This is a genomic window from Collinsella aerofaciens (genome assembly GCF_002736145.1).
Classification (GTDB): Bacteria; Actinomycetota; Coriobacteriia; order Coriobacteriales; family Coriobacteriaceae; genus Collinsella; species Collinsella aerofaciens_A.
In genome coordinates this window covers 131,353-144,641 of record NZ_CP024160.1, presented here as the reverse complement: position 1 = coordinate 144,641, position 13,289 = coordinate 131,353, and the positions used below count along the sequence as shown (strand labels likewise).

The window sequence follows — 13,289 nt, the reverse complement described above, 5'->3', positions numbered from 1 at the left end:
CGAACCTCAACGGAGCTTAACGCAAAAGGCGCGCTGCCTGCATCAACCGCAGGCAGCGCGCCTTGTTCTGTTTGTAAGGGAAACTGCGTCCCGGCATTTCAGCCCAAAACGGGACACAGTTTCCCAACGGTCCCCGTTTCGGAAACCACATCCCGTTCCGAGCCTTCAAAGCGGGACGCGGCTTCCCCGAGAGAGTATCGACTACTTACCGTCGTCGTCCTCGGCTTCTTCTCTTGCATAGAGCTCCAGCATGCGGCGGCGGTATTCGCGTACGGCGAGCTTGGCGCGCTCCAGGCGGCGACGCTCGCGCTGGGTCAGCTCGGACGGGTCGACCTCGTCTCCATAGGTCTTATCGGCAAGCAGGTGCGCCGCGTCCACGATGCGGGCATCGATGTGGCCGCTCGCCGCCTCGGCAGAAAGACGCTCGGCAATCGTATCGAGCGTAGGCAGGCCCTCGAATACGCGACCATGGCCATGCGAAGTCAGCAGCTCATGCTCGCGCGCGAGCAAGCTCGCTAGGTCGTGGTGAGCGCGCAGGATGTCGAGCGCATCGGATGGATGCTCGGCAACCTCTGCCACGGCGGCGACCGGTGCGGCATCGACCACGCGGTAGAAGAGCTGCGCGAGCAATGGCATCAAGAACACCGTGATGGCGCCGGCGGCAACCATAATCGACGCGATGTCTTGCGACAGCGCACCCGCGTTGACGGCAACGCTCGTCACGGCAACGATGATCGGCAGCGCCGTGGTGCAGTAGAGCGCCACGGTGATGCGGCCATACGCCGAGACATCGCGCGTCGCAGGACAAATGCTCATAGAGATAAGAATGGGCACGGCACGAATAATCAACAACGCCACGATAAAGCCCGCGAGCAAGCCCGGGCGCGACACCACGGCCGTCAGGTCGATCTTTGCGCCCGATACGGTAAAGAACACCGGAATCAAAAAGCCGTAGGCCAGGCCGTCGAGCTTGGTCTCGAGCGTATGGTTGCCCTCGGGGATGATATAGCGCAGGACAAAGCCGGCGGCAAAAGAACCCAACACGATGTCGAGATCAAAGACGGCCGAGAACGCCACGAGCGTGACCAGGATGAGCACCGTCAGGCGCACGAAGGTCTGCGACGTGGTATCGGCACGTTCCTCGACAAACGCAAAGAAGCGGCTGCCGACGCGCTTGGAGCGGCTTGGAACCACGGCCAGCAACACGCAAACCACCGCAAACAAGCCAAGGATTACGAGCGTTTGGATGCCAGTGCGGGCAGACAGCAACACCGACATAGCAAGCACGGGTCCAAGTTCGCCCCAGGTGCCATACGCGAGAATCGAGTCGCCCACACGCGTGCCAGTGAGCGAGCGCTCACGCATGATGGGCACGAGTGTGCCGAGCGCCGTCGAAGTAAGGGCAAGCGTCACGGCGATACCGTCGAAATGACTGACCGAGAACCACGGGGTAAAGCGCACGGCAAGCCAGGCGATACCAAACGTGACGACCCACGTCGCCAAGCCGTAGCGCCCCTCGACGCCCGTGATGCTCTTGGGATCGATCTCAAAGCCGGCAAGCAAGAACAAGAAGGCCAGACCGAGCTCGGACACAAGCGAGACCTCGGTATCTACATGGATGACGCCGAGCATATGAGGTCCCAGCACTGCGCCGAGCACGAGCAAAAAGACCGTCTCAGGAACGGGTTTTCCAGGAATCGCCGAGGCGATGAAGGGGCTTGCAAAGGCCACGAGCGCGATGATGGCGAGCGAAACGAATGCCATGTGATGCCTTTCTCTTGTTTGCGCTTCACTGTAGCACCCTCGCCGTCCTCAACGCGCCGCGAGCTGTCGTATCATAGTGAGGTTTACAAACATGTGGCTCAAGGCGACTGCGAGGCCCGCCCCGCAAACCGACCGCTGCCGCATACCGTACCGTACGCCCAACCGATCAGGAAGGCAGGAACCAATGGTCTCTCGTATCTACGTGGAGAAGAAACCCGGGTTCGACGTCGAGGCTCAGCAGCTCAAGGGCGAGCTGACCGAGATTCTCGGCATCAAGGGCATCGAGGCCCTGAGGATCATCAACCGCTACGACGTCGAGGGCATCGACGAGGAGCTTTTCCGCTCCTGCGTGCCGACCGTCTTTAGCGAGCCCCAGGTCGATGTGACCTACGACGAGCTCCCCGCAAGCGATGGCGCCATCTTTGCCGTCGAATTCCTGCCTGGCCAGTTTGACCAGCGCGCCGACTCCGCCAGCGAGTGCGTGCAGCTCATCAGCCAGGGCGAGCGCCCCGCCGTGCGCTCCGCCAAGGTCTATATGATCTCGGGCGCTCTGGACGAAGCCGCCGTCGAGGCCATCAAGCACTACGTGGTGAACCCCGTCGAGGCGCGCATCGCCTCGCTCGACCTGCCCAAGACACTGTACATGGAGACCCCCGAGCCTGCGCCCGTCGAGGTGCTCGCCGGCTTCCGCGAGCTCGACGAGGCCGGCCTTGCCGCCTTTATCTCCGAGCGCGGTCTTGCCATGGACGAGGCGGACATCGCCTTTTGCCAGCAGTACTTCCGCGATGAAGATCGCGACCCCACCATCACCGAGATCCGCGTGATCGACACCTACTGGTCCGATCACTGCCGCCACACCACCTTCGGCACCGTCCTGGACGACGTGACGATCGACGACGCCGTGGTGCAGCAGGCCTTCGACCGCTACATGGAAATGCGCCACGAGCTCGGTCGCGACGCCAAGCCCGTCTGCCTCATGGACATGGGCACCATCGGCGCCAAGTACCTTAAGAAGACCGGCGTCATGACCGATGTCGACGAGTCCGAGGAGATCAACGCCTGCACCGTCAAGGTGAAGGTCGATGTCGATGGCGAGGACCAGGACTGGCTGTTCCTCTTTAAGAACGAGACCCACAACCACCCGACCGAGATCGAGCCCTTCGGCGGTGCCGCTACCTGCGTGGGCGGCGCCATCCGTGACCCGCTCTCGGGCCGCAGCTATGTGTACCAGGCCATGCGCGTCACCGGCGCCGGCGACCCCACCGTCCCGGTTTCCGAGACGCTCGAGGGCAAGCTGCCGCAGCGCAAGCTCGTGACCACTGCTGCCGCCGGCTACTCCAGCTACGGCAACCAGATCGGCCTTGCCACCGGTCAGGTCAACGAACTCTATCACCCCGGCTACGTGGCCAAGCGCATGGAGGTCGGCGCCGTCGTGGGCGCTACCCCGGCAAACCACGTGCGTCGCGAGTGCCCCGCCCCCACCGACAAAATCATCCTGCTGGGCGGCCGCACCGGCCGTGACGGCATCGGCGGTGCCACTGGCTCCTCCAAGACCCAGAACACCGAGTCCATCGAGACCTCGGGCGCCGAGGTCCAGAAGGGCAACGCCCCGGTCGAGCGCAAGCTGCAGCGTCTGTTCCGCCGCGGCGACGCATGTCGCCTGATCAAGCGCTGCAACGACTTTGGCGCCGGCGGCGTCTCGGTCGCCGTAGGCGAGCTTGCCGACGGCCTGTACGTGGACCTGGACACCGTGACAAAGAAGTACGACGGCCTGGACGGCACCGAGCTCGCTATCTCCGAGTCCCAGGAGCGCATGGCCTGCGCCGTCGCCGACGGTGATGTCGAGGAGTTCATGGGTTACGCCGCCGAGGAGAACCTCGAGGCGACCGTTATCGCCGAGGTTACCGCCGAGCCGCGCATGCGCATGGCCTGGAACGGCGTCGCCATCGTCGACCTATCCCGCGAGTTCCTCAACTCCAACGGCGCGCCCAAGCACCAGGTCGCCCACGTGTGCGCCCGCAGCGTGTGGCAGCCCAGCTGGGCCGGCACCACGCTCGCCGAGCGCATGACCTCACTCGTCACCGACCTCAACGTCGCCTCCAACAAGGGTCTTTCCGAGCGCTTCGACTCCACCATCGGCGCCGCAACCGTGCTTATGCCTTTCGGCGGCAAGACGCAGCTCACCCCGAGCTCGGCCATGGTCGCCAAGTTCCCCGTGGACGGCGAGACCACCACGGCAAGCGCCATGGCATGGGGCTTCAACCCCTACCTGATGGAAGCCGACCAGTTTGCTGGCGCCTACCTGTCCGTGGTCGAGTCCATCGCCAAGCTCGTTGCCGCCGGCTTTGAGCACAAGCGCGCCTACCTCTCCTTCCAGGAGTACTTCGAGCGTCTGCGCACCGAGGCCGAGCGTTGGGGCAAGCCCATGGCAGCCGTCTTGGGTGCCCTTATGGCCCAGGTCGACCTGGGCGCCGGTGCCATCGGCGGCAAGGACTCCATGAGCGGCTCGTTTGAGGACGAGGCCGGCGAGCTTAACGTTCCGCCGACTCTGATCAGCTTCGCTGTGGCCGTGGGTCGCGCGGCGCGCGCCGTCTCCCCTGAGTTCAAGGGCCTGACGCACCGCGTCGTCCGCATCGCCCCCGCCACCTATGGCGAGGACTACCGTCCCGACGCTCAGCAGCTGCTCGCCGCGTTTGACGCCGTCGAGGCGCTCACCGCCACCGGCAACGCCCTGGCAATCTCCACGCCCGGCTACGGCTGCGGCGCCGAGAGCCTCTTTAAGATGTGCGTCGGCAACCAGATCGGTATCGAGCTTGCCGAGGACGTGGACGTGGAGAGCCTCTTCACCCCGCTCTACGGCAGCTTTATCGTCGAGCTCGCCGAGGATGCCGAGCTGCCCGAGGTCGCCGACGGCGTTGTCGTCGAGCCCCTGGGCACCACCGTCGAGGGCTATGTCATCGACACCGGCTCCGAGGTCATCGAGCTCGCCGAGCTCCAGGAGGCCTGGGAGAGCGGCATCGAAGGCGTCTTCGCCTACCGCAGCGCCGGTGAGACCCCCGAGGTCGAGACCATCGACTTCCGCGCCAAGGATATCCACGTGTACGGCGGCGCCAAGATCGCCCGCCCGCGCGTGATCATCCCCGTGTTCCCCGGCAACAACTGCGAGTACGACAGCGCCCGCGCCTTCCGCGCAGCCGGTGCCGAGGCCGACACCTTCGTGATCAACAACCTCACGCCCGAGGCCGTCGCCGAGAGCACCCACGAGCTTGCCCGCCGCATCCGTGCAAGCCAGATTGTCATGATCCCCGGCGGCTTCTCGGGCGGCGACGAACCCGACGGCTCCGCCAAGTTCATCACGGCGTTCTTCCGCGCTCCCGAGGTCACCGAGGCAGTCCGCGACCTGCTCAAGGCCCGCGACGGCCTGATGCTGGGCATCTGCAACGGCTTCCAGGCTCTGGTCAAGCTCGGCCTGGTGCCCTACGGTGACATCGTCGACGCCACGCCCGATGCGCCCACGCTGACGTTCAACACCATCGGCCGCCACCAGAGCCGTCTGGTGCGCACTCGCATCTCGTCCAATCTGTCCCCGTGGCTGTCGCAGTGCAGCCTGGACGACCCCTACACCGTCGCCATCAGCCACGGCGAGGGCCGCTTTGTCGCCAACGACGAGGTACTCGCCCAGCTGATTGCCAACGGCCAGGTCGCCACGCAGTACGTGGGCGAGGACGGCAAGCCCAACATGGATCTTTCCGTCAACCCCAACGGCTCCGCACTCGCCATCGAGGGCATCACGAGCCCCGACGGCCGCGTCCTGGGCAAGATGGGCCATGCCGAGCGTCGCGGCGACAACCTGTACCGCAACGTGCCCGAGCATGTCCCCGGCGACAAGTTCATGCCGATCTTTGAGAGCGGCGTAGCCTACTTCGCTTAAAGCTATCCCATCGGGTACAATCCCCTCGGGTAACATCACCCGCCACCGGCACTCCCGGTGGCGGGTTCTTTTTTGCTTCGCACATATAGGAAGGACATCATGGAAAGCCGCAAGCCGTATCTCGCCACCCTGCCCGGACTCATCCTGGGCTGTCTTGTTTGCTGTGCACTCTGGGGATCGGCCTTTCCCTGCATCAAGATCGGCTACGCGCTCTTTGGTATCCCGGCGCACGATAGCGCCTCGCAGCTGCTCTTCGCGGGTCTGCGCTTCACCCTTGCCGGCATGCTGGTCATTGTTGGCATGAGTGTGGCCCAGCGCCGTCCGCTCGTTCCGCAAGCGCGCGACATCAAGCCCATCCTCACGTTGTCGCTCTTCCAGACTATCGGCCAGTACTTCTTTTTCTATCTGGGCCTCTCGCGCGCCAGCGCCATGTCGAGCTCCATCATCGAGGCCAGCGCCAACTTCCTCGCAATCCTCTTTGCCGCCCTGGCATTTCACACCGAGAAGCTCAATACGGCCAAGGTGCTTGGCTGTGCGCTGGGCTTTGCCGGCGTCGCGCTCGTCAACATCTCGGGCGCAGATGGCACCTTTGGCTTCAGGCTCAATGGCGAGGGCTTTATCCTAGCCTCCACTGTCGCGGGTGCTCTTTCGACCTGCCTGATCGGCATCTTCTCGCGCAAGCACGACGGCGTCTTGCTTGCCGGGTGGCAGTTCTTGGTCGGCGGCCTGGTCCTCACCGCCATCGGCTTTTTGATGGGTGGCACGTTATCCCCCACCGCAATCGCCCCTGCTATCGCACTCATCATTTATATGGCACTTATTTCTGCCGTCGCGTACTCGCTGTGGTCCCGCCTGCTCGCCGTCAACCCCGTCAGCCGCGTCTCGGTCTTTGGCTTTATGAACCCGGTCTTTGGCGTAGCTCTGAGCGCGTTGCTGCTCGGCGAGGGTGCTGGCACGAGCCCCGTTACCGTCATCGTTGCCCTGCTCTTGGTCTGCGGCGGCATCATCATCGTCAACAAACCCAAAAAAGCCTAGCGAACTGCCCGTATTTAGCAGAGAGATTCACATACTTTAGTTTAATGGAGTACATCGGTGAGCTGAGGGCCGCCACGCACGCAAGCGTGCACCCCTTTTTCTAGCGTATCTGGACGCCGGCTTTCTTTTTCTCGGCCTTGACGCGGTAGAGCTCCGCATCGGCAGCGCGAAGCAAGTCTTGCCAGGTATCGACACCGTCACCGACCCGTGCGTAGCCGATGGACATCCGCAACAGATACGGAACCTCGACGCGCGCGAGCTCGTCGTTGATTGTCGCGCACAGATGCATGATATCCTGTTCCGCCACTGCCTTTTGGAGCACCACGAACTCATCGCCACCATAACGTGCGATAAAGCCGCCAGACGCCGAGCAGACTTCTTTGAGCGCAGCGGATATGACCTGAAGAGCGTGGTCGCCCTCCACATGCCCATAGCGATCGTTAATCTGCTTAAAGCCGTCGGCGTCCATCATAAGCAGATATACATCTTCGGCCTGATCCACATTTGAGAAGAGCGACAGCATATAGGTCTCAAAACGGTTGCGATTGTTAAGTCCAGTCAACGGGTCGGTCGAGATGAGCTGCTCCTGGTAGATGATGTAGAGCAGCAACATGCTAATCATTATGCCGACACAAAGGCCGGGCACCGAGTATACGACCTGAAAGGTACCGCCCACCAGGGCCGGAATGGCGAAAAATGCCAAGGTTCGATAGATGGCCTTCGTCTGCAGGCTCTCGACCCTGCGAGATTGCACAAACGCATGCAGGGACGTATGTATAACGTAACAGTAGCTGACGATGGGCTGGATCATATAGGCAAAGCCGCGACGATACACGCCCTGCGAATCGATATAGAACAGGGCGTGCGTCCAGTAACTGGTAAACGCCAGCACGACCACCAGAGCCGTAGGCAACGCTACAAGCACCACCCTATAGCGCGAGGTCAAAAGGCGAGAACCCTGCACCGTCTCGGAATAGATAAACCAAATGAGACACGCGATAGCAAAGAGCGAAAACGAAACCGCGTTGGAAATCCAGTTGGCAGCAATGCCCAACGTGCCGTCCACACCGTCCGAAAGCGTCCAGATCATATCGAATAATATGTACGCGGCAGAGGTGTAGCCAAGCATGCTAAACAATAGCTGCTGGGTGCTCGAGAACAAGGAGCGACGACTTCGCACGGCAAGCCCGATAAGAACAATCATGCATAGCACGAATATCTCAATCTTGAGTGCCTTAACCACTAGCGCCATCCCTTCAATATCCAAGTGGTCAGAATCGCCCAATTCGAATCAGGGCAATAAACACCCCTTTACTCCGCAGGGGTAAAGGGGATAATAGCAGAGCGCCCGAACATCACTGCAAAACAGTTTCTGTTCGGGCACCCATACGGCGCGAATTGCACACGCCGGCATCATTGATGGGTATCGATTGCTACTCGCCATCGATGTCAGTCGCGACGGCCTCCTCGATGGCCTCGACACCGACAGGCGACAGATCCTCCTTGCCTTGGCAGAACTTCTTGTCGACCCAGCCAGTCAGAATCGGAGCCATGATCGCCGTGATGATAACGGCGGTGGCGATCTGAGCGTACGCGGTGGGCGCAAGCTCGGCGTAGCGCGGCGCGACCTCGGCGAGGGCAACCGGCGTGGTCATAGCCGTGCCGGCGATGGTGGAGCAAGCAATGGCGGCCTTGCCGTTGCCGCCGCACAAGCGCTCGAAGGCAAAGGTGATGGGGCCAACGATAAAGAGGGTGATGAGGCCCAGCAGGATGCCCGAGATGCCGCCGGTGATGAAGCTCGAAAGGCTCATGGACGCACCGAGCTGAAATCCGATGACGGCAATCGCAGGATTGGCACCGGGAACCAGCAGGTTTTTGATAAACGGGAACAGGTTGCCCAGAACCATGCCGATAACGAGTGGCAAGATGGAGCCGATAATGGTGCCAATGGGAATGTTGGCGAGGCCGGAAACACCGAGGATGATCATCGTGACGGCGGGGCCGGCCGTAAAGAACAGGATACCGACGGCGCCCTGCTCAGACTCATCACCGAACTCGCCCATGATGCCCGTATAGAGCGCCATGTTGCAAAACGTGATGCCGCCGATGATAGACACGGAGCTCAGACCCAGGAAGTTGTCGTTAAAGAAATATGCCACGCCCAGGCCGAGAGCCGCTGCGACGACCAGCTTGGGAATCAGCACGACGATGCCGGTCTTGATGGCGCCCGGCGTGGACTTAAAGCTGATGCCGGCGCCCACAAACAGCAGGATCGCGGCGACGATGGTATTGGAGCCACCGCGGCAGGCAGCCGTAAAGAATCCGCCGATCTCAAAAACCTGCGGGCAGAAGGTGTTGAGCAAAAGACCGACGATCATCGGATAAATCATGATGTCGCCAGGGATGCGCGGGACCTTGAATTTCTTTTGCTCGCTGGCGGTTGCTTCTTGTGCCATGAAACCCCCATTTCCGCTGACGGGTACAAAAGCCCACGTCACGCTTTGCTACAGTAAAGTTTGACCATGGTACCAGAAGAAATAGACCAGCTCGGTGAAAAATTGGATTCGTTGGCCGGGATGCTAAACGTGCCCCGCTCTTATACGAGGCTCAAAACGATATAGAGCACGATGCCCGAAACACAGCACCACAACATCGACTTTGTCTTGATTGCCACCACCACGACGCCGGCAGCCGCAATCCAGGGAACCAAGGCAGGCCAGAGTCCCGCGTCGAACGCGCCGGGGCTCACCAAGTCGTTGGCGACCAGCGCGGCAAAGGCAGCGGGCGGGATATAACCCAGGGCCTCGGTAATGCGGGGCGACAGGGTCCGCCCGCGCAAGGCGAACGCCGGCGCGATGCGAAAGAACGCGATAGCAGCCCACGACGACAGCCACAGAACCAAGAACTCGTTAACGGGCATCGCGGACACCTCTTCCGTCTAATACAGCATCGCACGCCAGCGCAATGGCAATGCCGACCACGACGCTTGCCGGCACGGCAATATTCGTGAGGCCCAAGAACTTGCATACGGCGACGGACACCGCGCCCGAAACCGCCGCGACAACGTTGCCGCGCGACAGCCGCTGCGAAAAGAGTAGACAGATAAAGAGCGACGTGCAGACGAAACTCGCAATAGCGGTGGGAACATCGACAACGGCACCGACGATGGCACCCATCGTGCACGAAGCGCCCCATGTCGCGATGAGGATCACGTTGAGCACGAAGGATTCGCGCGGGCCCCAATCCTCCCCCTCAACCAGCTTGGCAAGCGAGATGCCGTATGCCTCCTCGGTGAGCGTCGCGGCAACAGCCAGCGTCTGACGCTTCGAGGCGCCCGCCAGATGGGGTGCGATCGATGCCGAATAAAGAGCGAAGCGCGAGGAGATGGCGGCGACGCTCGCGATAATCGAAGGTGCCGGTACGCCCGCCAGCCAAAGATTGCAGATCATAAACTGGCCGCTGCCCGTCACAAACGTGCTGCTCAGAGCAAAGACCATCCAGGGCTCCATTCCCGTCTGCCCCATGATCATTCCGCACGGCGCGCCTATTGCAACATAGGTAAGCATCACTGGCCAGACGATTTTAAAGATCCTAAGGACCATGCCACTCCCATTCTGGTAAGTCGTCTGCAGCGCGCCTCGCAACGCAGCAGAAATATCAACCGGTGGCAATAAAGTTCGCCTACAATTGCCACCGGATCGAAAGACACAACTTTTTAGGAAGTCATTATGACAGCTATCGATCGAGACCGGGCGCGCGCGGCCTTCAAAAGCTACACCGATGCCTACGACGTCACCAACCCACGCATCGCGCTCAAAATCGAGCATACATACCACGTGGCCGAGGCATGCGATGCCGTAGCGCGCGAGCAGGGCTGGTCGTCAGAAGATATTGACCTGGCATGGCTTTGCGGCCTGCTACACGATATGGGCCGCTTTGAGCAGCTGCGGCGCTGGGACACCTTTAAGGACGCCGAGAGCATGAGCCATGCAGCGCTGGGCATCGAGGTCCTCTTTGGCGAGAATCCCGCCGATGCACCCGCCGTAACGAGCATCCGCGACTTTATCGATGACCCGGCAGAGGACGAACTGATCCGCACGAGCATCGCCCACCACAGCGATTTTCGCCTGCCCACGGAACTCGACACCCGTACACGGAGCTTCTGCGATATCGTGCGCGATGGCGACCAGATCGACATTATGCGCACCATCGCCGACAGCACCGTCGACACCATCCTCAAAGTGGATGAGGAGACGTTTCTTGCCAGCCACTTCTCGACACCGGCGCTTACCGCCTTTAACGAGCACCGCTGCGTCACGCGCGATGAGCGCGATGAGCCCGCCGACTTCTTGGTGGGGCTTATCTGCTTTATGTTTGAGCTCGTCAATCCGGCAAGCCGCGCGCTGGCGCGCGAGCAGGGCGATATCTACCGCCTGCTCGACGCGCCCTTTGGCATTACGCGGCCCTTTACCGACCCCGCCGCGCAGGCAACCTGGAGCCGCCTTAAGGACGAGCTGCGCCGCTGGCTGGCAAGCGCTTAGCACTCGAGCTGAGCCAGCAGCTCCTCAACGATCTCAACGGCATCGCCGACGACCTTGTACTGGGCGGCACCAAAGATGGGGGCATCCGGGTCCTCATTGATGGCGACAATGCACTCCGCCCCACCGATGCCGGCGAGATGCTGGATAGCACCCGAGACACCGATGCTCACGAGGAGCTTGGGCGAGACCGATACACCCGTCTGGCCAATTTGGTGGCGATACTCCAGCCAGCCGGCCTCCACCACGGGGCGCGTGCAACCAAGCTCGGCACCCAGGGCATCGGCGAGTTTTCGCATCAGGGGCAGATTCTTCTTGGAGCCGATACCGCGGCCCACCACGACCAGACGCTCGGCATCGGCAATTGAGGCCTGCTGTCCCCACTCCTCGGCGGGAATCGAGATCTCGACACGGGCCTTAACGTCATCCGCAAGCACTACCTGGGCAATCGTGCCGGAGCGGCTATAGTCAAACTCGGGCGCCTTAAAGATGCCGGGGCGCACCGTTGCCATCTGAGGACGGTGGTTGGGGCAGATAATGGTGGCCATCAGGTTGCCGCCAAACGCCGGGCGCGTCTGCTGCAGCAGACCCGTCTCCGTATCCATCGAAAGCACCGTGCAATCGGCCGTAAGGCCCGTCTGCAAGCGCACGGCCACACCGGGCGCCAGCTCGCGACCAAAGGCGGTCGCGCCGTACAGAATGGCCTCGGGCTTGCGCTCGGCCACCAAATCGCAGATCAAGCGGGCGTAGACCTCCGCGTCGTTCTGACGCAGGCGGTCGTCACGACAGACCAGAACTTCGTCCGCACCGGCGCAAATCAGATGCTCCAGGTCCCCGAGTGAGCCCTCGGGGCTCATGCCGACCAGTGCCACCAGACGGCAGCCGCGGGCATCGGCAAGCTCGCGCCCCTTGCCCATGAGCTCGAAGGCCACGGATGCCACGGCGTCGTGCTCGTCAGTTTGCACGAAGATCCAGATGTCTCGATATGCGTCAAGGTCTGCCGCGCCGGCGGCCTCGTCGCGCTCAATCGAGATGGCGTTGACGGGGCAGGCGTCGACGCACCCACCGCACAGGATACAGCCGTCGGTTACGCGGGCACAGCGATTGGGGCGCTCACCCTCCACCACAATGCCGCCCGAGGCGCAGGCGCGAACGCAGCGACCGCAGCCGATACAGGCTTCGCTATCGATAATCAGCCCGCTCATCTATGCCATCCCCTCGATAATCTTGGCAAGTTTTACCGCCTGCTCGGACGCCGTTCCCTCAACGGCCTCGCACGTTTGGTCACGGTCGGGCACAAACGAGCGCACGACCTGCGTCGGTGATCCGGCAAGGCCGCAACGCGAGGGGTCGGCGTTTACGTCGGCAGCGCTGGCCACGCGCACGTCTGCATCCTCGGCCGCGCGAATACCGGCAATACTCGGCATGCGCAGCTGGCCAATCTCCTTGGCAGTCGTCATCGCACACGGCATCTCCAGGTACACCGTCTCCTCGCCGGCATCGCAGCCGTGAACGAGCGCCAGCGAGCCACACGTCGTAAATCCCGCGCTCTGCACACAGCTCACGTCGGTCACGCAGGGGATCTCAAAGGCGCCGGCCAGCTCGGGGCCGATCTGGGCCGTATCGCCGTCCACTGCCATCTTGCCGCAGATGAGCAGGTCAAAGTCCTCATCGAGTGCCTCGATGCCGCATTTGAGGGCATAGGTGGTGGCTAGGGTATCGGCACCCGCAAAGGCTCGGTCGGTCAGCAGCAGCGCGTCGTCGGCACCGCGGGCGATGCAGTCGCGCAGCAGCGATTCGGTCGCGGGGATACCCATCGACACCACCGTCACACGCACGTCCATGCCAAAGCCGATAAAGTCGTCCTTCAGCGTTAGCGCACATTCGAGGGCACTTGCATCGAAGGGATTAATGACCGCCTGCTTGCCATCACGCACGATAGTATTGGTCTTGGGGTCCATCTTGACCTCGGTGCTTCCGGGCACCGCCTTGACGCACACCACCATATGGAAATCACTCAT

General features: G+C 62.0%; 10 protein-coding genes. 3 read left to right on the top strand and 7 right to left on the bottom strand.

Going from position 1 to position 13,289, the window contains the following annotated elements; all coding sequences use genetic code 11:
- Positions 1-201: 201 nt before the first annotated feature.
- Positions 202-1,764 (bottom strand): cation:proton antiporter domain-containing protein, encoded by a 1,563-nt coding sequence (locus CSV91_RS00645; RefSeq protein ID WP_099431410.1) that lies wholly within the window; start codon positions 1,762-1,764, stop codon positions 202-204.
- A 184-nt stretch (positions 1,765-1,948) separates the two neighbouring features.
- Between CSV91_RS00645 and CSV91_RS00640 the strand changes: the two genes are divergently transcribed.
- Both CSV91_RS00640 and CSV91_RS00635 read left to right on the top strand, forming a co-directional pair.
- On the top strand, positions 1,949-5,695 hold the full coding sequence (locus tag CSV91_RS00640) for a phosphoribosylformylglycinamidine synthase (RefSeq protein WP_099431409.1): 3,747 nt from the start codon (positions 1,949-1,951) through the stop codon (positions 5,693-5,695).
- Positions 5,696-5,794: 99 nt separating this feature from the next.
- On the top strand, positions 5,795-6,730 hold the full coding sequence (locus CSV91_RS00635; RefSeq protein ID WP_099431408.1) for a DMT family transporter: 936 nt from the start codon (positions 5,795-5,797) through the stop codon (positions 6,728-6,730).
- Between the two features lie 100 nt (positions 6,731-6,830).
- Here the strand turns inward: CSV91_RS00635 and CSV91_RS00630 are convergent, their stop codons facing one another.
- From CSV91_RS00630 to CSV91_RS00615, 4 genes are all read right to left on the bottom strand, one after another.
- Entirely contained in the window at positions 6,831-7,973 is a 1,143-nt protein-coding gene (locus CSV91_RS00630) for a GGDEF domain-containing protein (RefSeq protein WP_172622416.1), read from the bottom strand.
- A gap of 190 nt (positions 7,974-8,163) precedes the next feature.
- Positions 8,164-9,186 (bottom strand): 2-keto-3-deoxygluconate permease, encoded by a 1,023-nt coding sequence (locus CSV91_RS00625; RefSeq protein WP_099431406.1) that lies wholly within the window; start codon positions 9,184-9,186, stop codon positions 8,164-8,166.
- Between the two features lie 140 nt (positions 9,187-9,326).
- Complete coding sequence (locus tag CSV91_RS00620; protein WP_099431405.1) at positions 9,327-9,650, bottom strand: AzlD domain-containing protein; 324 nt, start codon at positions 9,648-9,650, stop codon at positions 9,327-9,329.
- Positions 9,640-10,296 (bottom strand): AzlC family ABC transporter permease, encoded by a 657-nt coding sequence (locus CSV91_RS00615; RefSeq protein WP_255413543.1) that lies wholly within the window; start codon positions 10,294-10,296, stop codon positions 9,640-9,642. Before CSV91_RS00615 ends, CSV91_RS00620 begins: the two co-directional genes overlap by 11 nt.
- Before the next feature lie 162 nt (positions 10,297-10,458).
- Here CSV91_RS00615 and CSV91_RS00610 point away from each other — a divergent pair, with 162 nt between their 5' ends.
- Complete coding sequence (locus CSV91_RS00610) at positions 10,459-11,271, top strand: HD domain-containing protein (protein ID WP_099431404.1); 813 nt, start codon at positions 10,459-10,461, stop codon at positions 11,269-11,271.
- On the opposite strand, the gene CSV91_RS00605 is transcribed toward CSV91_RS00610, so the two are convergent.
- Complete coding sequence (locus CSV91_RS00605) at positions 11,268-12,473, bottom strand: electron transfer flavoprotein subunit alpha (RefSeq protein WP_099431403.1); 1,206 nt, start codon at positions 12,471-12,473, stop codon at positions 11,268-11,270. The two genes, CSV91_RS00610 and CSV91_RS00605, sit on opposite strands and share 4 nt — an antisense overlap.
- A complete protein-coding gene (locus CSV91_RS00600) occupies positions 12,474-13,289 on the bottom strand; it encodes an electron transfer flavoprotein subunit beta/FixA family protein (RefSeq protein ID WP_099432744.1) in 816 nt (271 codons plus the stop codon).